Below are 26,967 nucleotides of genomic sequence, written 5' to 3' on the forward strand. Positions count from 1 at the left end.
GGCTCCCTCCTACTTGAACTGCTCTGAGAAGCGGGCGTCCCCTTGGTAGAAGCCACGGATATCGTTGATGCCGTAGCGCAGCATGGCAATCCGCTCCTGACCAAGACCAAAGGCAAAGCCAGAGTAGACCTCAGGGTTAATGCCACTCATCTCCAACACACGCGGGTGAACCATACCTGCCCCCAAAATCTCAATCCACCCCGTCTTTTTGCAGACGTTACAGCCGTCACCGCCACATTTGAAGCAGGACACATCGACCTCAACCGATGGCTCGGTAAATGGGAAATAAGACGGGCGCAGGCGGATTTTTCTGTCCTCACCAAACATCTTCTTGATAATCATCTCAAGCGTGCCCTTGAGGTCACCCATGGAAATGTTCTCGCCGACCACGAGCCCCTCAATCTGATGAAACTGGTGGCTATGGGTCGCATCATCAGTATCACGACGGAAAACCCGCCCCGGTGAAATCATCTTGAGTGGTCCTTGGCTAAAGTCATGCTGGTCCATGGTTCTGGCCTGTACAGGGCTGGTGTGGGTGCGAAGCAAGATGTCTTCGGTGATGTAGAACGTATCCTGCATGTCACGAGCAGGGTGGTCTTTTGGCAGGTTCATCCGCTCAAAGTTGTAATAGTCCTTCTCCACCTCATACCCATCGACAATCTGGAAGCCCATACCGAGGAAAATGTCCTCAATCTCCTCGCTGGTCTGCGTCAAGACATGACGATTTCCCTGCTTGGTGGGACGACCTGGCAGAGTGACATCAAGACTTTCAGCAGCTAACTTGGCTTCGATGGTTGCTTCCTCCAAAAGTTGTGCCGCTTCGTCAAAGGCAGCTGTCAGCACATCACGCACCTCATTGACCATCTTGCCGACAATCGGCTTCTGGTCGTTGGACAAGTCTTTCAGACCTTTCAATAATTCGGTCAGGGAACCTTTTTTCCCCAGCACCTGCACTTTCAGGTCTTGGAGGTCCTTGGCATTCTCGTGCCGAATGTCCTTGAGTTTAGCAACGGTCGTCGCCTGTAAATCTTTGAGTTGTGTTTGTAAATCCATGAGATTCCTTTCTTGTTAGTGTAGTCTATTCGTCAGAAAAAAGAAAACGCATGCCAATACTCCCAATAAGCGGAGCGTTGACACGCGGTACCATCCGTTTTCTATCCATCCCTGAGGGAACAGACCTTGATTTTAGCCCTTGACATGAGTGAATTCAACAGCGTTTCACTGATTGAGCTTGCAGTCTCGGCTCAACTCCCTGAACAGCTTCCCATCTGTCTACTGGTCTCACAGGCTGGTATTAAATTAACTTTATTGTATCAAAATCGCAAGGAAATAGCAAGGTCTATCACTTACTTTTTCACCATATAAACCTGAAAATGAGCTGTGCTGACAATCCCAACATTTGAACTATCTGAGTATTAAGAAGTAGCCGTCTCCCATAATCTAGCATACAGGCCATCTGCTTCTAACAGACTGTGATGAGTGCCTTGTTCAACGACATTCCCATCAGCCATCACTAAAATCACATCAGCTGACTGAATGGTTTTTAAACGATGAGCGATGACAAAACTGGTACGACCTACCATCAATTTTGACAACGCATCTTGAACAAGCTGCTCTGTCAGGGTATCTAAGGACGACGTCGCCTCATCAAAAATGATAATTTGTGGTGACTTGAGAAATACCCGAGCGATCGCTAATAACTGCTCCTGTCCTTGTGATAAGACAACCTGATTACCATCCAAAATCGTATCATACCCTTGTGGCAATTGGCGAATAAAAAAGTCTGCATTGGCTGCCTGAGCTGCTGCTACTATCTCATCGTGACTTGCAGACGGGCGACCATAAGCAATATTCTCTGCAATAGTGGCTTTTTTTAGCCAAGTTTCCTGCAAGACGACCGCAATGCGGTCATAAAAGTCAGCCTTTTTTAAGGCTTTAATCGGCTGACCATCCAGTAAAATTTGTCCCCCTTGAGGCTCATAAAACCGCATCAACAGATTGATTAAGGTCGTCTTGCCAGCACCTGTTGGACCAACAATCCCCACCATGCTACCAGCAGGAATCTCTAGGTCAAGATGCTTCATCAATAAGCGGTCAGGTTCATAACCAAAACTCACATCCTCAAAAGTTATTTCCCCTTGAACAACTGGTCTAGGACTTGAGGCGACATCTGCTTCCTCAGGCAAGTTAATCATATCCAACAAACGGTGATAACTGACCTGCGTAGCCTGTAATTCTGCAAAAACAGACGAAATCTCGTTGAAGGGCTTGGTGTACTGATTGACATAGGTTAAAAAGCTTGTTAATTGCCCCAGCGTCATCCGACCTAAAAGCAGCTGATAGCTGCCTAAAACAACCAAAAGTGCATAAATCACTGCATTGACAAAACGGGTCAAGGGATTGACTGTTGAACTGTAAAAAATTGCTGATTGGCTACTTTTCCCATATTCAGAGCTTAACTCTTGAAATTGTGTAGACACCTGTTCCTGCGCACCATAAGCCTGTATCAAAGGGAGAACTTGCAGGTGCTCATCTAAAAACTGAGTCATCTGATCACGTTTTTTTCCCTGCTCTTGATAGAAACGATGAGCTGATGCTGTCACACGATGAGTCAACAAAAAAGAGGCAGGAGTCAGGGCAAGAACAAGAAAGACAAGCCAACCATTCATGTACGCCATCATGGCTAGGGTTAGGACAAGTGTCAGCACGCCAGATAAAAATTGACTAAATAACAAAATCAAGCCCTGACTAAGCTGCTGGCTGTCTACTGTCAGACGATTAAGAAAATCACCTTGCCCATACTTATCCAAAACCGCTATCGGCAGGCGAAAGGCCTTTGTCATAGCAGTCTGCCTTAGCTCGCTAACATAAGTTTCAACCAACCTGTTATATAGCGGTGGTGTTACCCACTGGAGGAATGTATTTAGCAGTATTAGCGCGCCCAATTGCAGCAACAACTGCCAGAATGCCCCTTCAATCAACAGTTGGTCAAGAATTCTCCCTAAAAGATAAGGAAAAAGGGTCGTCAGTCCCACCTGCCCCATCAAGAGTAAACCAATTCCCCAAAATAGACGACTGTGTCTCAACTCATCTAAAAAAGAGAGTAGCCCTTTAATCATTCGCCCCACCTCCTTTTAGCTGTGACTGATAAAGATTTTGGTAAATAGCAGAGCTCCTAAGGAGCTCTTGATGGGTCCCTTGACCGACCAATTGCCCTTTATCAAGAACTAGAATCTGGTCTGCTGTCATCACATTTTTTAGACGTTGGGAAACCATCACGAGCAAGGTATCAGGGAACTGCGCCTTAATCGCAGATAAGACCTTCATTTCCGTCAGATAATCTAAGGCCGATGTCGCATCATCCAAGATGAGAACAGGTGATGGCTTCACCAGGGCACGAGCCAGTGCCAAGCGCTGGCGCTGACCACCAGAAAAGTTAGCGCCAAGTGGCGCTACAGGCGCATCAAGTTGTTCAGGTAGGGCTTGAACAAAGGTTTTAGCTTGTGCCAAGTCCAGCGCCTGCCATAAGGTCTCGTCTGAGACAGGAGCTGATAGCCCTAGCATCAAATTAGAACGAATTGTCCCAGACAGTAGGCGACTTTTTTGTGGCACTAGGCGAACAGCTTGACGCCATTCAGCAAGTGTCAGCTCTGCACTCGATCGGCTTAACCTTAAAGAAATTCGCCCTCGACTAGGCGGTAATAAGCCTGCCAGAAGATTGACCACACTTGATTTTCCTGCACCCGTTGTTCCAACAATTCCAACAAATTGCCCTAATGGAAGAGTGAGTGATAAATTGGATAAGACAGGATAATCAGCAGAACCATAAGTCAAACCAACTGTTTCCAATTCATAACCCAACACTGATTGATGGTCAATCGGATAGGTCTGGTGTAGGTTTTCCTCTTCTTCCAAAAAGAGCCCTCTAATCCGCTGACCACTCACCCAAGCCTGACTAAGGCTAGCCGTTAAACTCATCATCTTGAGCAATTCTTGCAAAATCTGCAATAAATAATTTACCAGAGCAACTAAAGCTCCCGCACTAAGCTGACCACCAAAAATATCCTGACGTCCCTGATAAATTAAAACAAGGAGAGACAAATTGACAATGATGTAGGTTCCTGGATTGATAAGATTAGCCAGATTGGCCGCTTTTATCGTTTCATGGGTATAGGTCTCCTGATGTTTAGAGTAATCGGCTTGCTCTCTATCGATTTGATGAAACGCTCGAATCAATCGCATGCCCGATAATTGCTCTGAAATGACTGAAAACAACTTCTCTTGCTGCTGTTTCAAGAACAGAAAAGTAGCGCTAACACGTCTGGATAGACCATATGCTAAACCAAAAAGACCAGCTACCATCGATAAATAAATGATGGTTAGTGAAGGACTGATGAAAAATGCCATGACCACAGCACCAAAAACAATAATTGGTGCGCGTAATACTAACCGTAGAAAAAGGTTGAGTCCTGTCTGTAAGGCTAGAACATCAACCGTCAATCGCGTCAATAAAGCGCTATTTCCTAGCGCTTGTTGCTGATGAACCGAAAGCCCTGTTACATGATGAAACAGGGCCTGATTGAGCGCTGTCGCAAAACCGACCGACGCTTTTGCTGCTAGATACTGAGCGAGCAAGGCAACAAGCACATTAAACGTGGCTAGACCAATCAGACCAGCCCCCCAGAACCATAGCAGACGGGGCTGGTGCTGAGGCAAGACCTGATCAATGATGATTGAGAGAGCCATCGGAACGAGGAGCTCAAGTAAGGCCTCTAACAGTTTTAAGAGCGGCGACCAAATCAGTTGCCAGCGATAGGGTTTTAAAAAGGGTAAAAAATAAGTCACATCAATTTTCCTCAATAGTGGCAACCAACTTTATCAAAGTGAGGTTGAGCTGAACCTGTTTGACATAGTAATAATTGCCCCCATTACGCAAGAGCATAGGTTCTCCATGCCAAATCGACACGGGATGGTAGTAGGGATAAGTCTGCCCATCGGTATTCCCCAAACTTGGAGCCACCACCTCTCGGGAATAGGTTTTGGCTAGGTCAACGGTCGTCACCCCACCCCTCTGAGCCACATAGTCAATGTAAGCTGTACCGAAATTATAAGCTTGAACAGCTGTCCAGACATCAACGCCAGCGTTGTCAGCCACCACGAAATTCTCAGACAGAACAGTGATGCCTTGAATCAAGCTCTCTTTATTATCCGTGATGTGACCTGGTAAACCAGCCAGACTCTCACTGGACTGGATAAGGTCATCAGACTTACCCTTGGTCTCGGTGAATATCATAGATAAAATCAAGTCTTGACCAGCAGGACTACCTGTTTCAGCCAAGACTTCCTGCACTAAGGGACGATAGGTCAACACATGCTTGATTGCCAGATAGGTTCGGGCACTCCATAAACCCAGACCGAGCACTAGCACAAACACGATCAAGCGTCGTAAACGTTTCAACATTATTTGCTGACAATGTCCTTGATATTTTTGATCAAAATGGAGTAGGTTCCGTCATGGTTCTGGATAAATTCCACGCTGTCAGCATCCTCATAAACATGGTTAGGCACCAGAAGCTCGATGCCGTTGGAGAGGGAGAGTTTTTGGTTTTCCAGCTTTTTCAACTGGCGTGAGGCATCGATGTCTGTCAGCTTGATCGGCTCTGGGATAGCTTCCTTGAGCTCGTCCACAAAGGTCAGCCGAGCAGTTAAATTATCATCAAAGAGTTGATTAGCCAACTCCTCAGGCGACAACTGATGACCAGCCTCCAAGCTCTTGTGGAGGGCTGATTTCATCTTGCCCTGAAAGGCAAAATCGTCCTGATTGAAATTATCCGCAATCTTCTGCGCCGTCTGCTCCATGAGCTTGATGGATTTTTTGACCGACTGCTCAGGGGCTACCGCAAGGAGATTTTCAGAGAAATAATTGGCAAAGGCGCCATTGTGCTTAATCCGCTTCTCAATCAGGTAATAATCACGAGTGTCCAGATTGATGATGAGAGCCTCATCCGGCGCTTGAGCTGCCGATGGGAGGTTATTGGTCGTCATCTGAATGGGCTTATCGCTATCTACCGAGCTGTGCACCAGATTTTCTCTAAGAGTCAGGCGCAAGAAGGCAAAATACGGCTGTCCGTCCTTGTCAACATCCAAAAAGACCAAGTCATTGGTCTTCTGATTGTCGCTGATGACAAACTCTTCCTTCCAGAGCTGCGCCATCTTGACAGAGGTCTCATAGCGGTCATCGCTCAAGAGGCTCAGGAACGCATTGTCGGCGGCAAACTGCCCGCGCTTTGCCTCATCAGAAAAGACCTTACTCAACTTTTTGCGGAAATATTCATCCAAGCGCGGCGTCAACTCCAAGGGCTGCTCTGCCAAACGAAGCTCTGTATCATCTGGGCTAAATTGGTGAATGATGACCCGCTTCACATAAAGGTCCATATGCGCCTCCTTCTTGATTTTTTAGCTCATAGATTTTCTCTTTTGGAAAATAGCCGAGCAGTAAACTGTTCTCCCATTTTACCATAAAGGCTGGTATCAAACAAGGCAAAAAAGGTAACGCTCACAGCAGGAATAATATGAAAAAACACTTGTAACAACCCCATTGCCACAAGTGTTTAATCGAGGACATCTCAAAAAATCATCGACATTTAAGGACTAACGATTTTCAAAAGACCAAGCTAAAGTCAAAGAAGCATTAGCTTCTATCTGCCACCAAGCCGAGGTCCTGCAATAAACGTTGACGAACCAGAGTTAGACTATCTAGGTCTTGGTGAACTTTTACTAATACAACACCTCCTTGAAGGCTAGCTAGGAGATTAATTGCCTGTTCACGACAAGCAACCTTTGAGCGTTCGGGATAAGCTGCTTGTAAAACCGACACAAGAGCCTCCTCCCAGTCAGTCATAAACGCTTTCAGCAATTCCTGAAAATGAGGTTCTTGAGCCGATAACTCGACAATCAAATTTCCCAAAGGGCAACCATAGAACACCGTCTGATTCTGATGAAACTCAAAAAACCAATCCACCATAGCCACTAGAGCCTGTCTAGGATTTTCTTGGGAAAGAATACCATCTAAGAGCTGACTTCTCCATTCCCCTAAAAGCTGAGTAACTACTTCCAGACCGATAGCCTGTTTCGATGCAAAATAATGATAGAGTTGCCCCTTACCAACCCCACTGGCTGTCATAATATCACTAATTGATGTCGCTAGATAACCTTGACGATAAATCAATTCAGTGGTCTGCTTTAAAATCCTCTCTCTGGTTGTCATCTTCATCCCTTTTTATCCGTTTTTTTAATTATACCATCTTTTCAAGCCAAATACTTTACAAGATGATCTTTTCTTGGTATTCTATTTTCTGTACCGAACGGTAGGTACTAAAAATCATATTGAAGAGGTATTCTTATGTTTAATCCAAAAAACGTTGCCATCGTCATTACTGACCCACAAGTAGAGTTCTTAAAGCCTGCTGGTAAAGGCTTTGGGGCTACAAAAGACATTCTTGAGAAGGTCAATACCATCGAGAATTTAATTAACTTATTTGCCGTTGCTAAAAACAAGGGCTACAAACGCTTCATCTCTGCGCACTACTTCTACCCACATGACACCAAGTGGCAATTCAAAGCTGCTGGCGAAACCATGATGATTGAAAACCAAATGTTCTGGCGTGACAGCCAATACAGCCCTGTTGTGGAAGGTTCTGGAGCGGATATTATCCCTGAAATGAAGGAACTCATGGATGAAGACACCATCCTCACTAGCCCGCACAAGGTTTTCGGTCCTGAAAGCAATGACCTCGCTCTACAATTGCGCAAAAACGGTATCGACACCATCATCCTCGCTGGTATGAATGCTAACCTCTGTGTGGATTCCCACATGCGTGAATTAATCGAATCAGGCTTTAACGTGATTGTGGCAAAAGATGCCATTGGCGCTCCTGGTCAAGAAGCTTACGATGCTGCTCTAACCAACTTTGGTTACATTGCTAACCAAGTCCTAACCACTGAAGAAGTCATTGATGCCCTATAATCACCAAACCGAGCTGGTAGCCAGTTCGGTTTTTTTAGGCTTTCAAAAACAATTTTACGCTAAAAAACACCCCTTTGAAGAGGGATGTTAGGCTATCAATCTAGCTATACAATGGGAAAGCATCCGTAATCGCCTTAACCTCGGCACGCACCTGATCAAGCACGTCTGGCTTGTCAGCATTTTCCAAGGTCTTGATAATGAGCTCGGCAATCTTGGTCGCTTCTGCTTCACCGAGACCACGACTGGTGATGGCTGGTGAGCCAATACGGATACCAGAGGTCTGGAAGGGTGATAGGGTTTCAAAAGGAATCGAGTTCTTATTGAGGGTGATATTAACCTCGTCCAACAGGTGCTGGGCAACCTTGCCACTCTCAACCACGCCAGTCACGTCCACTAAGAAGAGATGGTTATCTGTCCCACCTGAGATGACCTTAAACTTATCATGCTTGAGAAAGACCTCTGCCATGGCACGGGTGTTTTTGATGACCTGCTCGCCGTAGGTCTTGAAGGCAGGATCCAGAACTTCCTTAAAGGCAACTGCCTTGGCAGCAATAACATGCATGAGAGGCCCACCCTGCAAACCTGGGAAGATAGCAGAGTTGATTTTCTTAGCGATGCCCTCATCATTGGTCAAGATTAAGCCGCCACGAGGGCCTCGTAGGGTCTTGTGGGTGGTGGTCGTCGTGATGTGAGCATGCGGTACTGGGCTTGGGTGATGGCCAGACGCCACCAGACCAGCAATGTGTGCCATGTCCACGACCAAGTAAGCACCAACCGCGTCAGCGATTTCCCTAAAACGAGCAAAGTCAATCACCCGCGAATAGGCGGACGCTCCTGCCACGATAAGCTTAGGCTGTACGGCCTTGGCTTGCTCCAGAATGGCATCGTAGTCGAGGAGGTGGGTCTCAGGGTCAACCGTGTAGTGGACAAAATTATACTGTTTGCCCGAAAAGCTCACTGTCGCCCCATGAGTGAGGTGGCCACCAGCGGACAAGTCCATGCCCATCACCGTGTCCCCCGTCTCAATCAGCGCCATGTAGGCCGCTGCGTTGGCCTGACTACCTGAGTGGGGCTGCACATTAGCAAACTTGGCGCCGAAAATTTCCTTCGCTCGCTCGATCGCCAGATTTTCCACCACGTCCACGCAGTCTGTGCCGCCATAGTAGCGCTTGCCAGGGTAGCCTTCGGCGTATTTGTTGGTCAATAGGGTGCCCTGGGCTGCCATAACAGCCTTAGACACCACGTTTTCAGAGGCAATCAGCTCGATGTTGTTTTGCTGGCGCTTCTCCTCTGCTTCGATAGCTGACCAAAGGTCGGTATCAAAGGCTTTATAGTCTTCCTTGTCAAAAATCATAAGTGTACTCCTTTAAGTTGGTTATCCAATGGTTTCAAATGCCCCAGTTCTCCGTAGCGAATCAGGCGCAGGTATTCTCCCCAGACCCGTCGGCGGCCGATGTCAGAGGTCATCCAGTCTGACCGACGAATTATCTGTCCTTTATAAGCGGTATCAAAGGGATAAGAGACGAGGTCAATAGCATCTGGAAGATGCTGGGCTAGGGTTCGTAGCTGCCGCCCTGCCACATGGCTCTTGCAAATCACCAAAATGCTCTTAACACGTGAAAAATCAATCAAATCCTTAGCAAACAGGACATTTTCCAAGGAATTGGTCGATTGGTTCTCATGCAGAATGGCCTGCCGTGGAACGCCCCCAGCCACCAAGTGCTCGATGATGACCTCAGCCTCTGTCCGCTCACCGCCTGGCCAATCAGGATGAGCCTGTCCTGTCTTGCTTCGACCGCCCGTCACTAAAAACTGGCTAACATAGCCCTGGCGATAAGCCTCGACAGCCTTCTCCCAATGCAAGGGGTGGGTGCTCGAAAAGATAAAGCCCAAGTCACAGACCTGAGGCAACTGATTTTGCCCAAAGACCGCCTCCGTCAGCAAGGCCATGTCATCTGTGGTCAACTCAGGCACATCTGGTTCACGTTCAATCATCCGTTCTCCTTTTGAAAAATCTTGATAAACCGCAGCTGCGTCTTATCCCCATCATAGCCAATCCTGCGGTAAAATTCATGCGCCTCCAGACGATGTGAAGCTGAATTCAGGCGGATGAAGGCATATCCCCTAGCCTTAGCTTCATCCTCTAAACCTGCCATTAAGCACCGACCGATTCCCTTCCCTTGATGTTCAGGATGAACTGCCAGAGCCAAGACATTAAAACCTGTCTGCGAGTACAAACTTTCATAGATTTGAGCATGAACATAGCCTAAGAGCTCTTCTGTTTCAGGGTCGCCATAGCCAAGCAGAAAATGGTGATCGTCTGTCGATAATTTAGTTAATTGCTGGGCAGTCTCCTCTTCTGAAAAAGAATACCCTAACGCCAAATCATTGATAATCGACAGTTGTGAGACATCGTTATCGTGTAAACATCTGAGCATACTAATCCTCCTCAAAGTTCAACTCTGGCACAACTTCAAGCAGTTGTGCCTTGGTGATGGCGCCTTGTCGTAAAATGGTCGCTCTGTCACCAGACAAATCCAGAATGGTCGAGTCCTGCCCTGTCAGGGCAGCATCATCTGCGTAGCCTGTCACTTGACCCTCAAACTCTGCCATGATGTGCTCGAAAGAGACGCCACTGGCTTGCCCTGACCGATTGGCAGAAGGACCGATCAATGGTCCATGCTGGGCAATCATGTCTAGGGTCACAGGATGATTGGGAACCCGAAAACCGACTGTTCCCAGACCAGAGTTGACCCAGTGTGGCACTCGGTCGTTGGCTTCTAAGATGATGGTCAACGGTCCTGGCATAAACTCATTATACAGCTTTTCTAAAAAAACAGGCTGGTTTTGACTGAATTTTCGAATATCGTTCGGATTTGAGACATTCAGATTGAGTGCCTTGTCTCGAGGGCGTTGCTTGAGGGCATAGACCTGATCCACAGCCTCTTCATCCAGTGCCTTGGCAAAGAGCCCGTAAACCGTCTCAGTCGGCAGGACGACTGCCCCGCCACTTTCTAAAACCTGACCCAAATCAGCCATTATCCATCACCACCATTCTGTCTTTGCCGTAGCTGTCTGTCAAGACCCGCACGCGCTTATCGGGTAAATACTGCTGAGCTAAGGCTTTTAGCGCTTGACCCTGCTTATAGCCAATTTCCAGATAAATCTTGCCATCTGGTGTCAGGTGCTGCTGGGCATCTCTCAAGATTTGTCGATAAATGGCCAATCCTTCTTCTTCGGCAAAAAGAGCGGTATGCGGCTCATAGCGCAAGACGTTCTCTCCGACCTCATGCAGGTCTGCATAAGCAATGTAGGGAGGATTGGAGACGATGAGATCATAGGTCTCAGGTAACCCATCGTAGACATCTGACTGGACAAAGGTAACCGCAAGGTCGTGCTGCTGGGCATTTTCACGAGCGACTGCCAGAGCATCGGCTGACAAATCACTCGCCGTCACCTGCCAATCTTCTCTAGCTTGCTTGAGGGAAAGGGCAATAGCACCGCTGCCTGTCCCCAAATCCAGAACCCGCAAGTCTGCTCTGCTATTTTCCAAAAGAATCAAATCGACCAACTCCTCCGTCTCAGGACGAGGAATGAGGACACGGCTGTCCACCAAGAGCGTCAACTCTCGAAAGTAGGCGCGTCCGGTCAGGTGCTGGGCGGGAAGATGCTGGCTGAGTTTGTCCGCCAGCTCGGTCAAGAGAGCCTCGTCTGCTGGCGTGATTGGCTGTGACAGCTGCAAAACCAAGTCGGTCAAACTCCAGCCCTTAAGCTCACGAAAGACGTAGGCGAGAGTAGCTCGCTCTGCTCCTGCAGCTTCTACTTGGTCTTCCAAAGAAGACAAGACCTGTCCCAGCCGCATTAGTTGGCCAACTTTTCCAGTTTTTGGGTCTGGTCGTAGAGAACGAGCGCGTCCACCACTTCGTCCATCTTCCCAGATAAAATCGTATCCAGCTTTTGCAGGGTCAGACCGATACGGTGGTCGGTGACACGGTTCTGCGGGAAATTGTAGGTGCGAATGCGTTCTGAACGGTCACCTGTACCGATGGTAGACTTGCGCTCCGCATCCTGCTCGTCTTGGGCAATCTGGGCAAAATGATCCGCCACACGGGCACGGATAATCTTCATGGCCTTCTCACGGTTCTTCTGCTGGGTCCGCTCTTCCTGCATCTCGACCTTGATGTTGGTCGGTAAGTGAACGATACGGACAGCCGTTGCCACCTTATTGACGTTCTGACCACCCGCACCAGAGGCATGGTAGATGTCGATACGGAGGTCTTTGGGGTCAATATCGTACTCGACGTCTTCGATTTCAGGCATGATAAGAACCGTCGCTGTTGAGGTATGGACACGCCCTTGGCTTTCGGTCACAGGGACACGTTGCACACGGTGGGCACCAGACTCATACTTGAGCTTGGAATAGACCGATTGTCCTGATACCATGGCCACGACTTCTTTGATACCACCAACGCCGTTATAAGACGTTTCCATGATTTCAAAGCGCCAGCCTTGGCTTTCGGAGAACTTCTGGTACATGGCTAGAAGATCACCAGCAAAGAGGGCAGCCTCGTCACCACCTGCTGCACCACGGATTTCCAAGATGATGTTTTTATCGTCATTCGGGTCTTTAGGCAAGAGCAAGATTTTCAGGCGCTCTTCGAGGGCTTCCTTGGCAGCCTTGCTCTCTTTGAGCTCTTCTTTAGCCATTTCCTCTAAATCCTTGTCGCCACCTGCTTCTTTAATCATCTCTTCTGCATCGGCGATGGCTTGGATAGTCGCCTTATACTCACGGTAGGCAGCGACCGTTTCACGCGTGTTTGCCTCTTCGCGAGACAATTCCATAAAGCGTTTGGTGTCAGAAACCACCTCTGGGTCACTGAGCAACTCGCCTAACTCTTCATAGCGGTCTTCCACCGCCTGTAATTGATCGTAGATATTCATCGTTATTCTCCTGGATTAAAATAATGCTTACGGCAAACAGGAATATAGGTTTCATTACCACCGATTTGGATTTGTTCACCTTCATAGACGGGCTTGCCATGCACCGTACGTAAAACCATGGTCGCTTTTTTGGAGCAATACTGGCAAATCGTCTTAATTTCATCAATCTTATCTGCTAAGAGCAAGAGGTATTTTGACCCTTCAAAGAGCTCATTACGAAAATCATTTTTAAGCCCAAAAGCCATGACAGGCACATGAAGATCATCGACCACACGAGCAAAGTCGTAGACATGCTGCTTGGTCAAGAACTGACTCTCATCAATCAAGACACAATAAGGTTTTTCAGGTAGATTTTCAATATAAGCATAGACATCCATATCATCTGTAATCGGTACCGCTTCACGTCGCATGCCAATCCGACTAGATACAACACCAAATGCATCACGAACATCCAAGGCTGATGTCATAATAACCACAGGCTTGCTCTGCTCCTCGTAATTGTGGGCAACCTTGAGAATCTCAATCGTTTTACCAGAATTCATGGTGCCGTATTTATAGTATAACTGTGCCATCACAGCTCCCATCTAAATCTTTATTCTCCTCATTTTAGCATAATTCACTCTTTTTTTCATCAAAAATCAGCCCAAGGACAAGAAAAAGCAGTTCCGATAGGAACTACTTTTCATCAATGACAAGTCTTACTTTTTTGCCTTGGGTTGGAACAGAATAGACAATCGTCCTTATCGCTGTAATCGTGCGACCTTTTCGACCGATGATACGACCAATATCCTGCTGATCCAAATCAAGGTGATACTCCAAGAATTCTGGTGTATCTTCAATCTTAATGCTAAAGGCGTCTGGTTGCGACAGTAAAGGCTTCACAATCGCAATAATAAGATTTTCTATTGTGTCCATAGGCTCAACCCATTATTTTGAAAATTTTTGCTCGTGGAATTTTTGAAGAACACCAGCTTTAGACAACAAGCTACGCACAGTGTCAGACGGTTGTGCACCATTTGCCAACCACTCAAGCACACGGTCTTCTTTGATGGTTACTTGGTTCTCAGCCACAAGTGGGTTGTAAGTACCAACAGTTTCGATGAAACGACCATCACGTGGTGAACGTGAATCTGCAACGTTGATACGGTAGAAAGGTTTCTTCTTAGAACCCATACGTGTTAAACGGATTTTTACTGCCATTTTTAACTAATCTCTTTTCTATTTCTTTTTTGAGGTCAATAGCAGAGCTATAACCTTACTTTAACTATTCTACCATAAAAAAATCAGGTGTCAAGAAAAAAACTTGACACCGTAAAAATATTTTTTTACTCATACCGTAGAGCTTCAATCGGATCCAACTTGCTGGCTTTATTGGCTGGCAAGAGACCAAATAGGACACCGATAAAGGCTGAAAAGAGCATGCTACCGATGGCAATCGGAAGAGAAACCGACACCGCTACACCGTCCAGCATGGCGCTAGCAGTCGCATTGATGACACCGACGATGCCGTAAGCCATCAATAAACCAATCAAACCGCCCAGCAACGTTAGCACCATGGCTTCAATCAAGAATTGCATCATGATATTGCCACGAGTAGCTCCTAAAGCCTTACGTAAGCCGATTTCCCGCGTCCGCTCTGTCACAGATACCAGCATGATGTTCATCACACCGATACCCCCAACAAGCAGAGAAATCCCTGCAATAGACCCGATAACTGCCGTCATAATGCCGTAAACTTGATTGATTTGTTCCGTAATCTGACTCAAATCAAAAATATTGTAACGTCCTTCTGTTACACCTGTCAATTGCGTCAATTGATCTGCGGCTGCTTGACCAATTTCAGAAGATCTCGCCACATCCGACACATGGACGTAGATGCTTGACGCTTCGTCTAAACCGTACTCAGCAGCCAGCTGACTATTAGCCATCACCGCATTACCACCTGAATTAAAGGCAAACAAATCTGTTCCCGCATTAGGATCCTCATAGACCCCGACCACCAGATAAGATTTTTCACCTACAGAAACCACACGGTTGAGGGCTTCTTCGTTCGAGCCAAAGAGTTTGACAGCTAACTTGGTATCTAGCATCATGACACGGGCAAACTGGCGGTAGTCAGCCTTTTCAAACCGTCGACCTGCTAAAATATCATATTTTTTGACATCAAAATAAGTTTCATTGATCCCAGTGATGTTGACATTTTCAGCTTTTTTATTCCTGAACTCGACGGTGGACATGGTATTGTTTGTCAAATAATAGTTTTCCACCCCCTCAACACGCTCAACCAACTGTTGCATCAGCGAATCAGTAATCGGTGGTGGGGTTACAGGGACACTCTCAGTCGCCGTAAAAACTGAGAGACCAAAACTGATTTCGCCGTCTGCTTCCTCAGGTTTAGGTTCATAATAGATGTTGATGTCCTGCTTATCCTGCGAAAAACTGTTGGTGACAGACGTTTGCATCCCATTTCCCAGTGCCATGATAACAACGACCGAAGCTACACCGATGATAATCCCCAACATGGTAAGAAAGGAGCGTAGTTTGTGCCCTAAAATCGATGAGAGGGCAAATTTCCAATTTTCCATGAGACCTCCTTAACGATTTTGTCTATCTTCAGTGATTTCACCATCGCGTAGGACGATGACACGTTTAGCATAAGCTGCAATTTCTGGCTCATGAGTAACCATAACGATGGTTTTACCTTCATTATTTAAGGCTGTCAACAGTGCCATAATCTGCTCACCTGTTTTGGTATCCAGCGCACCTGTCGGCTCATCAGCTAAGATGATTGAAGGATTATTGACCAGAGCTCGTGCGATGGCAACCCGTTGTTTCTGACCACCTGATAATTCAGACGGCAAATGCTTCACACGATCCCCTAATTCTACTTTTTCAAGATAGCTTAGGGCCAATTCCTGTCTTTTGCTGCTAGGAACACCTGCATAGATAAGGGGTAACTCGACATTTTGCAAAGCATCAAGCTTCGCTAAGAGGAAAAACTGCTGAAAAACAAAGCCAATTTCCTGATTACGCACCTGCGATTGTTCCTTTTCAGTGAGATCATCGACCTGGGTGCCATTGAGTTCATACTCACCTGAGGTCGGACGATCTAACAACCCAATGATATTCATCAGAGTTGATTTCCCCGATCCAGAAGGTCCCATAATGGCTAAAAATTCCCCCTCTTCCACGGTTAAATCAATCCCCTTTAACACCTGCAAGGCCTCATCACCATTGCGGTAGCTTTTCGTAATTTGATGAAGAGAAATCAGTTGTTTATTGCTTATCACTAGAGGCCTCCGTTCCAAAGTCAGACAGGTCAATAACCTCTTCAGGTTTCAGTGTCTGACCATCCTTAAACTCTGGACTTGGGTTAGCGATGACCGTCTGTTCTGTTTCCAGACCTTCAGTGACTTCCTGATTGAGGGCATCAGAACGTCCTAGACTAACCGTCGCCTTTGACAATTTGCCGGTTGCCTTATCATAAATCCAAACGTAAGACTGTTCTCCCTCAGCGACGATGGCACCGGTCGGAACCAGCTTATTCACTGCCTTATTGGTCACTTCAATATTAACTTTGAAACCTTGTTTTAAGCCAGCTGTGTCCCCTATAAAGTCAACTTTGAAGGGGTAATTTGCTGAATTTCCTGTCCCAGTTGATGGGGTTGAAGCGTCGCTTTCAGAAGGATAATTAGAGATGTAGCTGATTTTTCCTGACCAAGATTTATCAGGGAAAACTTTTGAGGTCAATTTGACGTCTTGATCAACAGCAGTTGTTGCTAAATCATATTCCGTCAGCATGCCTTCAACCTGCAATTGTCCTTCACTAACAATGTGAACAACCACCTGTCCCCCTGTTTTTGACGGGTCAATGGAACGATTGACCTCGACAACAGTGCCCTCTACTTTACTCGTTTCAAGGAGCTTATCCAACGCTTCCTTAGCTTTGTCAACATCCTGCTGGGCACTAGCATAAGCATCGTTTAGGTCTGCCAACTGATTATCTGCACTTCGTTGGACTTCTGCCACATTGCTGCTAACACTGCCGTCTTCGTTGACGGTTTCAGTTGCAGGCAAACCATAGGTCCTTAAATCGTAAATCTGACGACCGATTTTGTTGAGCGCACGGACGGCTTGATCGTAGGCTGCTTGAGCAGTTTTGGTGGAATATTGCACCAAGGGTTGACCAACTGTTACTTTATCGCCAACATTGATATGAAATTCTGAAATCTCACCCTTACTGCTATCGAAGTAAAGTTTCTGCTCACTCAACGCCTTAACTGTCCCTGTGAGCAATTTAGAAGAGGCAATTGAACCTTCAGTGACTTGGGCAATCTGATAGGGCTCTACCATCTCTTGACCCTGCCCTGCTGATCCACGACCTAGCAGAAAGTATCCTCCTAAAACAGTCACTCCTATCAGACCTGCAACGATGCCCCATGTTTTTTTAGACATCTGAAAAGGGTTCTTTTTCTTTGTTGTCATAGCAACTCTCCTTTTGTGTTTTTTATTTAGGACAATTATAGAACGATGCCCTCTTTTTGTCAAGTGAAAACCTTACCATTAAGTATATAAAAAACTGGGTTACCCCAGTTAAACGTTTACTTCACTTCTTGTTGATAAAAGGCTTCTAAAGCTTCTTGCCAGGTTGGAATGACAAATCCTGTCGCCTTAGTTTTCGCTAAGCTCATGGTTGAGTTGAGTGGACGCTTGGCCTTGGCTGGGAACTGGCTGGAATCCACAGGCAAGACCTCAACGTCAGTATCTTTTAAGATTTCCTGTGCAAAATCATACCAGGTCGTATCCTCTGTCGCATCATTAGAGAGGTGATAATAACCGTAAGGAATAGCCTTGTCCACAGCATAGACCATGAACTCAGCCAGCGTCCGTGTCCAAGTCGGACGACCGTGCTGGTCATTAACGACCGTTAACTGTGAACGACTTTTCGCCAAATTCTGCATGGTGAACACAAAGTTCTTCCCGTAATTACCAAACACCCAAGCCGTTCTAATGATATAGAATTTGCTAGCCAGTTGCTCAACAGCCTCCTCGCCCAAGCGCTTGGTCCGCCCGTACTCAGTTTGCGGGTCAGGCGTGTCTTGCTCCAGCCACTCCTCTCCGACTGGCTTTTGCCCATCAAAAACATAGTCTGTCGAGATGTAAATCAAGGTCGCATCGTATTTATTCGCTGCTCTGGCGATGTTTTCTGTCCCTGTCACATTGACAGCATAGTTGAGTTCCTTGCCCTCGTCTTCTGCAGCATCGACCGCCGTATAGGCCGCACAGTGGTAAACCACACTTGGCTTGACGTCCGCAAAAACAGCATCCACTTGTTCCCACTTGGTGATGTCCATCTCCGCCACATCCACCGCCACATAGGTTTCTTGTCGTTCATCCAACAAATGGCAGAGCTCTGTCCCGAGTTGCCCTTTGGCACCTGTTACTAAAATCATCAGATGATCTCCTTTAATTATCTTAATTCTATTTTACACTAAATTTAGGCAAAAATCAGCCCTTTTCTTTAACAATATAAACAGGGCGTTTTTTGGTTTCAAGGAATATCTTGGCGATGTATTTCCCAATAATCCCTAAACAGAGCAACTGAATCCCTCCGATAAAGAGGATAATAGTGACCAAGCTCGCCCAACCTGCCACAGGATCACCAAAGAGTAACTTCTTAAGCACAACAATAATAATCCCAACAATTGACAGCCCAAACGAGGAAACCCCAGCCCAAATCGCTAAGCTCAAAGGAGCATCTGAAAAGTTGATGAAACCATCAATAGAATACTTGAGCAAGCTCATAAAGTTCCAAGATGTCTCCCCAGCTACCCGTTCACGGTTCTCATAGGAAATATAAGTCACGTCATAGCCGACCCAAGAAAAGAGACCTTTAGAAAATCGATTGACCTCGCCAAGTTCCAAGATGCTGTCAACCACCTGGCGGGTCATGAGACGGAAATCACGCGCCCCATCAACCATCTCTGTCTCAGAGACCTTATTAATCAGGTAATAAAAGGTTTTAGCAAAAAAAGAACGAATCGGAGGCTCACCTTTGCGATCAGCTCGTCTAGTCCCCACTACATCGTAGCCTTGGTCAATCTTGTTCACCATTTCCACCAGAAGTTCAGGCGGATCCTGCAGATCAGCATCCATAACGGTCACCAAGTCCTCACAACACGCCTCGAGACCAGCCAAGAGCGCTGCTTCCTTACCAAAATTTCTCGAAAAGGACAGGTAGTTTACATTGGCAAACTGCCCAGCCAGCTCTCGCAAAAGAGCCAAGGTCTGGTCTTTTGAGCCATCATTGATAAAATAATAAGAAAACCGCACACGGTCAGCTAACTCTTGCTCTACCCGCTGACAGGTTGCTAGAAATGGGCGTAAGGTTTCTTGCTCGTTATAACAGGGCACGATGACAGCTAATGTTTTCATTGTCTGGTCTAACTTTCCTATGGTATAATAAAGGTTAACAATGCTTACAGTTAACCAATCAATCGTCCTATTATACCATAGAAAGTTAAAACATGTGTAAAAAATTCTCTCCGTCTCTTTTCCCTCTACTCATTATCTTAGGATTTTCAGTCCTTTTTCTCTGGGCACAGATTGCCACTCAAGCGACTATTGTTGGATCAGATGCTATTTTCCACTACAATCGCTTTTATGACACCGCCATGCAATTAAAAACAGGGGAGTTTGATTACTTTATCAGCACCTTTGGTTACCAGCAATCAGGACGGATTGTCAATGCCTTGTACGGTCCTTTTTTTGCTTACCTGCAAGGTGGTCTTCTTCTCATCAGCGGCACATGGTTTAAGTATCAACTCCTGTCGCGTCTCTTGCTCAGTCTTATAGCAGGCAGTGGGATGTACCGTTTACTACGCCAAGCAAAAGTTGAACAATGGCTCGCTTTGGTACTAGCCTTATTTTTCTTAACAACATTTGCTGTTCAATACTGGAGCATCCGTCAAGGTTTTTCTAGCTGGGGTGTAGCTTTCTTTCCTTGGTGTCTCTTGCCCGCTATCACTACCCTGCAAACCAAACAGGTCAAGCCCCTAACCCTTGCTGTGGCAGTTGCTCTCATGCTGCAAATCCATACCTTGAGCACCTTGCTCCTCGTCCTGACTTTCATCCCATTTTTTGCCCATGCTTTTTTGACCAGTCCAAGAAAATGGGTTTTCCTGAAGCAGGTGATGACAGCCATCGGTCTTTGTCTCCTGCTAACGGCTAATGTTTGGCTACCGCTCATCATTTTGGGACAAGCTAATGAGTTGATTCAGCCCTTTATCAATAAGCGTCTACCTGAAAGCACTATTGACCGCAGCAGCATTGTCCTCTTGTTTCAACCTGTCGGACTAGCTTACTTACTGATGGCTCAGTTACCTCTGACTGTTCTAGCCATAAAGAAAAAGGCTTCACCTCTTTATCATCTGAGCCTTCTTGCCTTTCTCATCATGTTCGGTCTATCAAGTAGCTTATTCCCCTGGGACAGCCTGAGTGGAAAAAATATTAAACTAGTTGAGTTAATCCAGTTTCCTTTTCGCTTTTTCCTGATTGCCACACCTCTCTTTCTCCTTGTCTTTGGGCAAGGTCTAACCATTCTCAACCGATGGAAAAAACTGATTATCGGCTTTATCGCTTGTTTGACCCTAGCTGGCGCCTACCAAAATATTCAAGAAGAGTATGACATCATTGCTGGCCAATATGAAACTGACACGCCTATTCAACTACGAAAACACACCAAGCTATTAGGCAGTGCTGACGAGGTCCGACAAAGTCTACACAGTGCTGACCTCGAAAGATTTTTAACCTTGGCCGTCAAATCAACCCCCGACTATCTCCCACTCTACCATCAGACCAAGGAGAACAGGTACAAACTCTACGAAAAACTCGTTATCGACCAAGATTATCTGGTTGAAAAAACAAAGCAGAATGGGCAACTGCTACTATCTTGGACATCAGATGCTGAAAAACCGATTCACCTTCCTGTCATTATCTACTCTGGTACTCAAACAAAGCTCAATGGCCAAGCGCTTCCTCTAACACCTGAGCAGCTCAGTCCTATCGGTACACCGACAGTCATGTCTCAAGTCGGCGAGAATAATCTTACCCTGACCTACCAGCCAAATAGCTCTCTTTATCCTGCTATTTGGGGCAGTTTGATTGGTTGGTTCGGTCTTGTCTGCTCAGCTATTCTCATGAAAATGAAAAACAAACTGCAAACGAAAACGTTTTTCTGAAAATATCCTCGCAATCACTAGGCATATTTGTTGCTATTTCACGCTAAAAAGGGTATACTCGTTAGGTAGAAAATTGAAAAGGAGTTTCTTTACATGTTTAAAGAATTAAAAGCATTTTTGTTCAAAGGCGATGTCCTTAACCTTGCAGTAGCAGTTATCATCGGTGCGGCCTTCAAAGCCATCATTGACTCACTGATTGAAAATGTTATCACCCCACTTATTCTTAACCCAGCCCTCAAAGCTGCTGGTGTTGAGAAAATCGCTCAACTTTCTTGGAACGGTGTTGCCTACGGTTCATTCTTGAGCGCTGTGATTAACTTCTTGGTTGTTGGTACGATCCTCTTCTTCATCGTTAAGGCAGCTGAAAAAGCATTGCCTAAAAAAGAAGAGGCACCTGCTGGTCCAACTCAAGAAGAACTCTTGATTGAAATTCGTGACTTGTTGAAAAAACAAGCCTAAAATTAATACTAAAGATTCGGAAAGGTTAAGTGGTCAAACGACCGCTCAGCTGCCGAGTCTTTTTTTTACAAAACGCTTTTTATAGTTCTAAATCAAACAGAGAGTGGTCACTGTTTTTTCTCCAACTGACTAATATGTTTAGCTAGCACAGACCATAATCTCATCTAAAGACAGACCTCTTTCCCCATAGCCCTCCATCCAAAGACCGATTTCCGTCAAAAACGGAGCTTTTCCAGACTATTCTAGCTAAAATATGTTAGAATAAAAAAGCATGACATTTTACAGAAAAAGGAAACTATTATGACTATCGGAATTGACCGCATCGGTTTTGCGACCAGCCAATACCGTCTTTCTCTGGAAGACCTTGCTCAGGCACGTGGTGTCGAACCTGCTAAATTCACCAAAGGACTGATGCTGGACAGCATGAGCATCACACCTATCACCGAGGACATCGTGACCATGGCAGCCTCTGCAGCCAGTCAAATCCTGACTGATGAAGATAGAGAAACCATCGACCTGATTATCTTTGCGACCGAGACTGGCATTGACCAGAGTAAGGCAGCCAGTGTCTTCCTGCACGGGCTCTTGGGCATCCAACCCTTTGCTCGCTCCATCGAGATGAAAGAGGCCTGTTATGCTGCCACAGCGGGCCTTGACTATGCCAAGCGCCACGTGGAAAAATTCCCAGACCGTCGTGTCCTCGTCATCGCCAGCGACATCGCCAAATACGGCATTGCCTCAGGTGGTGAAGCGACCCAAGGAGCGGGGGCTCTTGCCCTCATCGTTAGCAGCAACCCTCGTACCCTCATCCTCAACGATGACAATCTGGCACAAACCCGCGACATCATGGACTTCTGGCGGCCCAACTACTCAACGACCCCTTACGTCCAAGGCGCTTTCTCGACCCAGCAGTACCTGGACTGCCTGACCACAACTTGGGCTGAGCACCAAAAACGTTTTGGCACCTCACTCGACCAGCTGGCAGCCTTCTGCTTCCACGTGCCCTTCCCTAAACTAGCCAAAAAAGGGCTGGACAGCCTCATGACAGATGACCTTACAGAGACCGACCGCGACCGTCTGACAAGCAACTTTGACGCCGCCATCACCTACAACCGCCAGATTGGCAACATCTATACAGGATCCCTCTACCTCTCCTTGCTCTCTCTTTTGGAAAATAGCAGAGCTCTGGAAGCAGGTGACCAGATTGGTCTCTTTAGCTACGGTTCTGGAGCGGTCTGTGAGATTTTCACGGCGACTATCGTTGACGGTTTTGAGCAGCACTTACGGACAGATCGTCAGGCTGAGCTGGATTTGCGCACCCCGATTTCGGTTGATACCTACGAAGCCCTCTTCTACGACGAAGCTCAGCTCGATGAGACAGGCTCAACCAGCTTTAAGACCTATCAGACAGGTGCCTATGCCCTGACAGCCATTGACCAGCACCAACGAATCTATCAAAAGGTAAACTAAGATGAGCACATGGACAGGATTTTACAAGAAAAGCCGTGAGGAACGCTTGGCTATTCTCCAAAAAGAAGAGCTCCTAAGCCCAGAACGGCTCAATCAGTTAGCAACCAACCAGCAACTGCCTTTAGAGGTCGCCGACCAGATGGTGGAAAATCTGCTAGGCACTCTGAGCCTCCCCTTAGCGCTAGTCCCTGATGTGCTAATAGACGGTAAGGTCTACCAAGTGCCCTTTGCCACCGAAGAGCCGTCTGTCGTCGCAGCAGCCAGCTTTGCCAGCAAGATCGTCAAGCGCTCTGGTGGCTTTACCACAACCGTCCACAAGCGCCACATGATTGGGCAAGTGGCCCTCTATGATGTGCCAGATTTGCTGGCAGCACAGACAGCCATCATAGACCAGACTGACCAGCTACTGGAACTGGCCAATGCCGCCCATCCCTCCATCGTCAAACGAGGTGGCGGTGCCAGAACTCTCCGTGTTGAGGTCGTGGAAAACACCACACCACTGCTGGTGGTCTATCTGGAAGTTGATCCTCAGGAAGCCATGGGCGCCAATATGGTCAATACCATGTGCGAAGCCCTTGCCCCTGTCTTGGAAGAACTGACACAGGGCAAACGATTGATGGCTATCCTATCCAACTATGCCACTGAGAGTTTGGTCACAGCAACCTGCGCGATTGACCTGCGCCTGCTCAGTCGAAACACCGCAGAAGGGCTAGACCTAGCTGAAAAGATTGCACTGGCCAGCCAATTCGCCCAAGCTGACCCCTACCGTGCCAGCACGCATAATAAGGGAATCTTTAACGGTATTGATGCGGTGGTCTTGGCAACAGGTAACGATTGGCGAGCCATTGAAGCTGGTGGCCATGCCTACGCCAGTCGCGATGGCCAGTACAGAGGTCTGGCAAGGTGGAGCCTTAGCGAGGACAAGGCCCAGCTGCTTGGTCAGCTGACTCTCCCCATGCCCATCGCTACTAAGGGCGGCTCAATTGGGCTTAACCCCAGTGTTCAGGTTGCCCATGACCTTCTTGGGCAACCGACCGCCAAGGAACTGGCTCGGGTTATCGTCGCTATCGGTCTGGCACAGAACTTGGCAGCCCTAAAGGCGCTGACCTCAACAGGCATTCAGGCTGGGCACATGAAACTCCACGCCAAATCCCTAGCCCTGCTCGCAGGAGCTAGCTCTGCTGAGACTGACCGTGTGGTCAAGGAACTCCTGAGCGCCCAGCACATGAATCTGGAAACTGCAACCGCTATCTTACAAAACATAAGACAAGAAAACTGATTGGGCTTTAGCCCAATCAGTTTTTGTTTAGCGACGCACCATGGTTTTGCGAATATCGAGCGCCACAGCAACGATAATCACAAGTCCTTGGATAACGTTTGTCATATCTGGCGATACACCCAGATAGGTCAAGCAGACTTTGAGAAGCTCAAAGACGAATACCCCGAGGAGAATGCCAGGTACCGTTCCCTGACCACCAGCCGTAGACACACCACCAATGGTCGCCGAAGCGATAGCGTCAAGTTCATATCCGAAACCAGCCCCTGCACCAGCAGAACCTGTCTTAGCAGTCAAGAGAAAACCAGCTAGACCGTAGAGGAGGCCTGCCAAGAGGAAAATTTTGATTTTTGATAGGCGGACATTGACACCTGATACCTCAGCAGCATGTTCGTTACCGCCGATTGCGTACATGTACTTACCGTAACGGGTCTTGTTGTAAAGCACCCACATGCCTAGACCAACCAGAGCAGCAATGACTGTGATGTAAGGCACAACACCAAACAATTTGCCTTGTCCCAAATTGACAAATTCATTTTTGAACGTTCCAATTGGTTTACTTTGAGAGTAAATCAAGACTAAACCATAGGTCATGATTTGGGTACCAAGTGTCGCTAGGAAGGGTGGAACGTTGAGGAATGAGATAATTGTCCCGTTAAACAGTCCGAGCAGTGCACCAACAAGAAGCGCTGCAATGAGGGGCACAATCATTGGCAAATCAGGCAGATTTGGGAAGAATTTCCCAACAAAGTCAGGTTTTTGCACCAAGGTTGCTGTGATGATGGCTGTCAAACCAACAATACGACCAGCTGAAAGGTCAGTACCTCGGGTAATCAAACACCCTGAAATCCCTAAAGCGATGATAAACCGCACAGACGTATTGGCCATGATATTGGCTGCATTTCCTAGTGTAAAGAAATTATCTTTCGTCAAACCTGTGTAGAGAATCATCACAGCAACAACGATATACATGGAATTCTTGGTCAAAAAATCGCCAAGATTAAAGTTTTTTTTGGTGTCAGACATCTTATTCTCCTTCCTGTTCACCCACCATAAATTTGGTAGCAAGTGTCATCACTGATTCTTGTGTCGCCTCATCACGGTCAAGGAAACCTGAAACTCGCCCTTCACACATGACCATGATACGATCTGATACGCCTAGCAATTCAGACATTTCAGAAGTAATCATGATGATGGCTTTTCCTTCAGCTGCTAGATTATTGATAATCTGATAAATCTCATACTTGGCCCCAACGTCAATACCACGTGTCGGCTCATCCAAAATCAGAATATCAGGGTTATTAGCCAGCCAACGTGCTAAAATCACCTTCTGTTGGTTACCGCCAGACAGGCTACCAATTTGCGTCTTATTGCTCGGTGTTTTAACCCTTAGGCGCGATACATTGCTATCAACAACTTCATTCATCTTCTGCTCATTGAGCAAACCAAAGCCTCCAACATACTGTTTAAGGGCTGCGATAGAGGCATTATCAGTGATTGATAAGACACCAAAAATCCCGTTGTAGCGACGGTCTTCTGTCACCAGAGCGATTTTATTGGCAATGGCATCCGCTGGTTTCTTGATGGTCACTGGCTGACCATGCACCGAAATCTCACCTCGTTCCAGCACCCTCAAGCCATAGAGGGCTTCCATAAGCTCTGTCCGTTGCGCACCAACCAAGCCACCGATGCCTAAAACCTCACCCTTGTAAAGCTCAAAACTTGCATCTTTGAAAGATAGAGGATTAGGAGAAGTCAATCCATCAACCCTTAAAATCACCTCATCAGACACCACATTAGTTTTCGGTGGAAAGAGACTGGTCAGCTCACGTCCAACCATGTTTTGGATAATCTTAGCCGTGGTCATCTCACTAGCAGGCCAAGTCCCCACGTACTGACCATCGCGCATGATGGAGATGTCATCTGAAATTCGTAAGATTTCATCCATTTTATGAGAGATATAGATAATCCCGATGTTTTTCGCTTTTAGACTATCAATGATTTCAAATAATTTCTCCACTTCAGAGCTCGTTAATGATGAGGTTGGCTCATCCATGATAACGATTTTGGCATTGTGTGAGATTGCCTTGGCAATTTCGACAGATTGCATTTGGGAAACCGTCAATTCATTCAGCAAGGTTTTGGGGTCAATATAAAGCCCGACCTCGTTGAGAAGCGTTTTGGTCTCTTCGTTCATCTTAGCATGATCAACCAAGTTGAATTTGCCCAAAGGATAATTGCCCAAAAAGACATTTTCTGCGATGGTCATCATACGAATCGGTTGAAGTTCTTGATGGATCATCGAAATCCCAGCATCAATTGCCTCCTTGGACTCCTTGAAATCAACCTCTTTCCCATCAAAAATAATCTTTCCACCGTCACGATGATAAATCCCAAACAGACACTTCATTAAGGTAGACTTGCCTGCACCATTTTCTCCCATTAGTGCATGCACTGTTCCTGGTCGGAGCTTGAAGGTTACGTTATCTAAAGCCTTGACCCCAGGGAATGTTTTGGTAATATTCGTCATTTCTAAAATATAATCACTCATTCAC

At 46.6% G+C, this 26,967-nt stretch carries 27 protein-coding genes; 5 read left to right on the forward strand and 22 right to left on the reverse strand.

All coding sequences use genetic code 11. The annotated features are described in order from the left end of the window. Window positions 1-9: 9 nt before the first annotated feature. From pheS to A3GW_RS0107100, 6 genes are all read right to left on the reverse strand, one after another. The gene (pheS, locus tag A3GW_RS0107075) at window positions 10-1,053 is read right to left on the reverse strand and encodes a phenylalanine--tRNA ligase subunit alpha (protein WP_018368587.1); all 1,044 of its coding nucleotides are present in this window, start codon (window positions 1,051-1,053) and stop codon (window positions 10-12) included. A gap of 362 nt (window positions 1,054-1,415) precedes the next feature. Continuing rightward, window positions 1,416-3,119, reverse strand: coding sequence for an ABC transporter ATP-binding protein (locus tag A3GW_RS0107080; RefSeq protein ID WP_018368588.1), 1,704 nt, complete (start codon window positions 3,117-3,119; stop codon window positions 1,416-1,418). Then, window positions 3,112-4,845 carry an ABC transporter ATP-binding protein gene (locus A3GW_RS0107085; RefSeq protein WP_018368589.1) on the reverse strand — a complete coding sequence of 578 codons (1,734 nt, stop codon included), beginning with the start codon at window positions 4,843-4,845 and terminating at the stop codon, window positions 3,112-3,114. Before A3GW_RS0107085 ends, A3GW_RS0107080 begins: the two co-directional genes overlap by 8 nt. Before the next feature lies 1 nt (window position 4,846). Continuing rightward, complete coding sequence (locus tag A3GW_RS0107090; RefSeq protein WP_018368590.1) at window positions 4,847-5,461, reverse strand: lysozyme family protein; 615 nt, start codon at window positions 5,459-5,461, stop codon at window positions 4,847-4,849. After that, a complete protein-coding gene (locus A3GW_RS0107095) occupies window positions 5,461-6,435 on the reverse strand; it encodes a nucleoid-associated protein (protein ID WP_018368591.1) in 975 nt (324 codons plus the stop codon). The genes A3GW_RS0107090 and A3GW_RS0107095 overlap by 1 nt, the downstream gene beginning before the upstream one ends. A 256-nt stretch (window positions 6,436-6,691) precedes the next feature. After that, the gene (locus tag A3GW_RS0107100; RefSeq protein ID WP_083907128.1) at window positions 6,692-7,273 is read right to left on the reverse strand and encodes a TetR/AcrR family transcriptional regulator; all 582 of its coding nucleotides are present in this window, start codon (window positions 7,271-7,273) and stop codon (window positions 6,692-6,694) included. A 129-nt stretch (window positions 7,274-7,402) separates the two neighbouring features. On the opposite strand from A3GW_RS0107100, the gene A3GW_RS0107105 reads away from it, so the two are divergent. Next, window positions 7,403-8,026, forward strand: a complete 624-nt coding sequence (locus A3GW_RS0107105) for a cysteine hydrolase family protein (protein WP_018368593.1) — start codon at window positions 7,403-7,405, stop codon at window positions 8,024-8,026. Window positions 8,027-8,126: 100 nt separating this feature from the next. Here A3GW_RS0107105 and glyA read toward each other — a convergent pair whose 3' ends face one another. The 14 genes from glyA to A3GW_RS0107175 all read right to left on the reverse strand — a co-directional run bounded on the left by glyA (window position 8,127) and on the right by A3GW_RS0107175 (window position 19,402). Then, on the reverse strand, window positions 8,127-9,380 hold the full coding sequence (gene glyA / locus A3GW_RS0107110; protein WP_018368595.1) for a serine hydroxymethyltransferase: 1,254 nt from the start codon (window positions 9,378-9,380) through the stop codon (window positions 8,127-8,129). Continuing rightward, window positions 9,377-10,021: a YdcF family protein gene (locus A3GW_RS0107115; RefSeq protein WP_018368596.1), complete on the reverse strand. Its 645-nt coding sequence runs from the start codon at window positions 10,019-10,021 to the stop codon at window positions 9,377-9,379. Before A3GW_RS0107115 ends, glyA begins: the two co-directional genes overlap by 4 nt. Next, window positions 10,018-10,464, reverse strand: coding sequence for a GNAT family N-acetyltransferase (locus A3GW_RS0107120; RefSeq protein ID WP_018368597.1), 447 nt, complete (start codon window positions 10,462-10,464; stop codon window positions 10,018-10,020). Before A3GW_RS0107120 ends, A3GW_RS0107115 begins: the two co-directional genes overlap by 4 nt. Window position 10,465: 1 nt before the next feature. Next, a complete protein-coding gene (locus A3GW_RS0107125) occupies window positions 10,466-11,065 on the reverse strand; it encodes an L-threonylcarbamoyladenylate synthase (RefSeq protein WP_018368598.1) in 600 nt (199 codons plus the stop codon). Beyond that, on the reverse strand, window positions 11,058-11,888 hold the full coding sequence (gene prmC, locus A3GW_RS0107130) for a peptide chain release factor N(5)-glutamine methyltransferase (RefSeq protein WP_018368599.1): 831 nt from the start codon (window positions 11,886-11,888) through the stop codon (window positions 11,058-11,060). Before prmC ends, A3GW_RS0107125 begins: the two co-directional genes overlap by 8 nt. Then, window positions 11,888-12,967, reverse strand: a complete 1,080-nt coding sequence (prfA, locus tag A3GW_RS0107135; RefSeq protein ID WP_018368600.1) for a peptide chain release factor 1 — start codon at window positions 12,965-12,967, stop codon at window positions 11,888-11,890. The genes prmC and prfA overlap by 1 nt, the downstream gene beginning before the upstream one ends. A gap of 2 nt (window positions 12,968-12,969) precedes the next feature. Then, window positions 12,970-13,539, reverse strand: coding sequence for a thymidine kinase (locus tag A3GW_RS0107140; RefSeq protein ID WP_026216641.1), 570 nt, complete (start codon window positions 13,537-13,539; stop codon window positions 12,970-12,972). A 103-nt stretch (window positions 13,540-13,642) separates the two neighbouring features. Beyond that, window positions 13,643-13,882, reverse strand: coding sequence for a KH domain-containing protein (locus A3GW_RS0107145; RefSeq protein ID WP_018368602.1), 240 nt, complete (start codon window positions 13,880-13,882; stop codon window positions 13,643-13,645). 12 nt (window positions 13,883-13,894) lie between these two features. Beyond that, window positions 13,895-14,167, reverse strand: a complete 273-nt coding sequence (rpsP, locus tag A3GW_RS0107150) for a 30S ribosomal protein S16 (RefSeq protein WP_018368603.1) — start codon at window positions 14,165-14,167, stop codon at window positions 13,895-13,897. Window positions 14,168-14,292: 125 nt separating this feature from the next. Next, window positions 14,293-15,552: an ABC transporter permease gene (locus tag A3GW_RS0107155; RefSeq protein WP_018368604.1), complete on the reverse strand. Its 1,260-nt coding sequence runs from the start codon at window positions 15,550-15,552 to the stop codon at window positions 14,293-14,295. Between the two features lie 9 nt (window positions 15,553-15,561). After that, window positions 15,562-16,257: an ABC transporter ATP-binding protein gene (locus tag A3GW_RS0107160; RefSeq protein ID WP_018368605.1), complete on the reverse strand. Its 696-nt coding sequence runs from the start codon at window positions 16,255-16,257 to the stop codon at window positions 15,562-15,564. Continuing rightward, window positions 16,244-17,452, reverse strand: a complete 1,209-nt coding sequence (locus A3GW_RS0107165) for an efflux RND transporter periplasmic adaptor subunit (protein WP_018368606.1) — start codon at window positions 17,450-17,452, stop codon at window positions 16,244-16,246. Before A3GW_RS0107165 ends, A3GW_RS0107160 begins: the two co-directional genes overlap by 14 nt. 116 nt (window positions 17,453-17,568) lie before the next feature. Beyond that, complete coding sequence (rfbD, locus tag A3GW_RS0107170; RefSeq protein WP_018368607.1) at window positions 17,569-18,420, reverse strand: dTDP-4-dehydrorhamnose reductase; 852 nt, start codon at window positions 18,418-18,420, stop codon at window positions 17,569-17,571. A gap of 55 nt (window positions 18,421-18,475) precedes the next feature. Continuing rightward, on the reverse strand, window positions 18,476-19,402 hold the full coding sequence (locus A3GW_RS0107175) for a glycosyltransferase family 2 protein (protein WP_018368608.1): 927 nt from the start codon (window positions 19,400-19,402) through the stop codon (window positions 18,476-18,478). 92 nt (window positions 19,403-19,494) lie between these two features. Between A3GW_RS0107175 and A3GW_RS10950 the strand changes: the two genes are divergently transcribed. The 4 genes from A3GW_RS10950 (at window position 19,495) to A3GW_RS0107195 (ending at window position 24,415) form a co-directional block, all read left to right on the forward strand. Next, entirely contained in the window at window positions 19,495-21,207 is a 1,713-nt protein-coding gene (locus tag A3GW_RS10950) for a hypothetical protein (RefSeq protein WP_018368609.1), read from the forward strand. A gap of 93 nt (window positions 21,208-21,300) precedes the next feature. Further along, a complete protein-coding gene (gene mscL, locus A3GW_RS0107185; protein ID WP_018368610.1) occupies window positions 21,301-21,666 on the forward strand; it encodes a large conductance mechanosensitive channel protein MscL in 366 nt (121 codons plus the stop codon). 300 nt (window positions 21,667-21,966) lie between these two features. Beyond that, complete coding sequence (locus A3GW_RS0107190) at window positions 21,967-23,136, forward strand: hydroxymethylglutaryl-CoA synthase (protein WP_018368611.1); 1,170 nt, start codon at window positions 21,967-21,969, stop codon at window positions 23,134-23,136. A gap of 1 nt (window position 23,137) precedes the next feature. Next, window positions 23,138-24,415, forward strand: coding sequence for a hydroxymethylglutaryl-CoA reductase, degradative (locus tag A3GW_RS0107195; RefSeq protein WP_018368612.1), 1,278 nt, complete (start codon window positions 23,138-23,140; stop codon window positions 24,413-24,415). A gap of 27 nt (window positions 24,416-24,442) precedes the next feature. Here A3GW_RS0107195 and A3GW_RS0107200 read toward each other — a convergent pair whose 3' ends face one another. Together A3GW_RS0107200 and A3GW_RS0107205 are read right to left on the reverse strand one after the other, a co-directional pair. Further along, entirely contained in the window at window positions 24,443-25,438 is a 996-nt protein-coding gene (locus A3GW_RS0107200) for an ABC transporter permease subunit (RefSeq protein ID WP_018368613.1), read from the reverse strand. A 1-nt stretch (window position 25,439) separates the two neighbouring features. Further along, entirely contained in the window at window positions 25,440-26,963 is a 1,524-nt protein-coding gene (locus A3GW_RS0107205; RefSeq protein ID WP_018368614.1) for a sugar ABC transporter ATP-binding protein, read from the reverse strand. Window positions 26,964-26,967 lie beyond the last annotated feature (4 nt).

This window comes from Streptococcus entericus DSM 14446 (genome assembly GCF_000380025.1).
Classification (GTDB): domain Bacteria; phylum Bacillota; class Bacilli; order Lactobacillales; family Streptococcaceae; genus Streptococcus; species Streptococcus entericus.

What these genes read in the sequence shown, in the direction of transcription:
- A3GW_RS0107205 (WP_018368614.1), bottom strand. Translation starts at nt 26,963, where the DNA reads ATGAGTGATTATATTTTAGAAATGACGAATATTACCAAAACATTCCCT.
- A3GW_RS0107165 (WP_018368606.1), bottom strand. Translation starts at nt 17,452, where the DNA reads ATGACAACAAAGAAAAAGAACCCTTTTCAGATGTCTAAAAAAACATGG.
- A3GW_RS0107140 (WP_026216641.1), bottom strand. Translation starts at nt 13,539, where the DNA reads ATGGCACAGTTATACTATAAATACGGCACCATGAATTCTGGTAAAACG.
- A3GW_RS0107095 (WP_018368591.1), bottom strand. Translation starts at nt 6,435, where the DNA reads ATGGACCTTTATGTGAAGCGGGTCATCATTCACCAATTTAGCCCAGAT.
- A3GW_RS0107200 (WP_018368613.1), bottom strand. Translation starts at nt 25,438, where the DNA reads ATGTCTGACACCAAAAAAAACTTTAATCTTGGCGATTTTTTGACCAAG.
- mscL (WP_018368610.1), top strand. Translation starts at nt 21,301, where the DNA reads ATGTTTAAAGAATTAAAAGCATTTTTGTTCAAAGGCGATGTCCTTAAC.
- rpsP (WP_018368603.1), bottom strand. Translation starts at nt 14,167, where the DNA reads ATGGCAGTAAAAATCCGTTTAACACGTATGGGTTCTAAGAAGAAACCT.
- A3GW_RS10950 (WP_018368609.1), top strand. Translation starts at nt 19,495, where the DNA reads ATGTGTAAAAAATTCTCTCCGTCTCTTTTCCCTCTACTCATTATCTTA.
- A3GW_RS0107190 (WP_018368611.1), top strand. Translation starts at nt 21,967, where the DNA reads ATGACTATCGGAATTGACCGCATCGGTTTTGCGACCAGCCAATACCGT.
- A3GW_RS0107120 (WP_018368597.1), bottom strand. Translation starts at nt 10,464, where the DNA reads ATGCTCAGATGTTTACACGATAACGATGTCTCACAACTGTCGATTATC.
- prfA (WP_018368600.1), bottom strand. Translation starts at nt 12,967, where the DNA reads ATGAATATCTACGATCAATTACAGGCGGTGGAAGACCGCTATGAAGAG.
- A3GW_RS0107125 (WP_018368598.1), bottom strand. Translation starts at nt 11,065, where the DNA reads ATGGCTGATTTGGGTCAGGTTTTAGAAAGTGGCGGGGCAGTCGTCCTG.
- A3GW_RS0107080 (WP_018368588.1), bottom strand. Translation starts at nt 3,119, where the DNA reads ATGATTAAAGGGCTACTCTCTTTTTTAGATGAGTTGAGACACAGTCGT.
- A3GW_RS0107100 (WP_083907128.1), bottom strand. Translation starts at nt 7,273, where the DNA reads ATGAAGATGACAACCAGAGAGAGGATTTTAAAGCAGACCACTGAATTG.
- A3GW_RS0107145 (WP_018368602.1), bottom strand. Translation starts at nt 13,882, where the DNA reads ATGGACACAATAGAAAATCTTATTATTGCGATTGTGAAGCCTTTACTG.
- A3GW_RS0107175 (WP_018368608.1), bottom strand. Translation starts at nt 19,402, where the DNA reads ATGAAAACATTAGCTGTCATCGTGCCCTGTTATAACGAGCAAGAAACC.
- glyA (WP_018368595.1), bottom strand. Translation starts at nt 9,380, where the DNA reads ATGATTTTTGACAAGGAAGACTATAAAGCCTTTGATACCGACCTTTGG.
- A3GW_RS0107090 (WP_018368590.1), bottom strand. Translation starts at nt 5,461, where the DNA reads ATGTTGAAACGTTTACGACGCTTGATCGTGTTTGTGCTAGTGCTCGGT.
- A3GW_RS0107195 (WP_018368612.1), top strand. Translation starts at nt 23,138, where the DNA reads ATGAGCACATGGACAGGATTTTACAAGAAAAGCCGTGAGGAACGCTTG.
- A3GW_RS0107105 (WP_018368593.1), top strand. Translation starts at nt 7,403, where the DNA reads ATGTTTAATCCAAAAAACGTTGCCATCGTCATTACTGACCCACAAGTA.
- pheS (WP_018368587.1), bottom strand. Translation starts at nt 1,053, where the DNA reads ATGGATTTACAAACACAACTCAAAGATTTACAGGCGACGACCGTTGCT.
- prmC (WP_018368599.1), bottom strand. Translation starts at nt 11,888, where the DNA reads ATGCGGCTGGGACAGGTCTTGTCTTCTTTGGAAGACCAAGTAGAAGCT.
- rfbD (WP_018368607.1), bottom strand. Translation starts at nt 18,420, where the DNA reads ATGATTTTAGTAACAGGTGCCAAAGGGCAACTCGGGACAGAGCTCTGC.
- A3GW_RS0107115 (WP_018368596.1), bottom strand. Translation starts at nt 10,021, where the DNA reads ATGATTGAACGTGAACCAGATGTGCCTGAGTTGACCACAGATGACATG.
- A3GW_RS0107155 (WP_018368604.1), bottom strand. Translation starts at nt 15,552, where the DNA reads ATGGAAAATTGGAAATTTGCCCTCTCATCGATTTTAGGGCACAAACTA.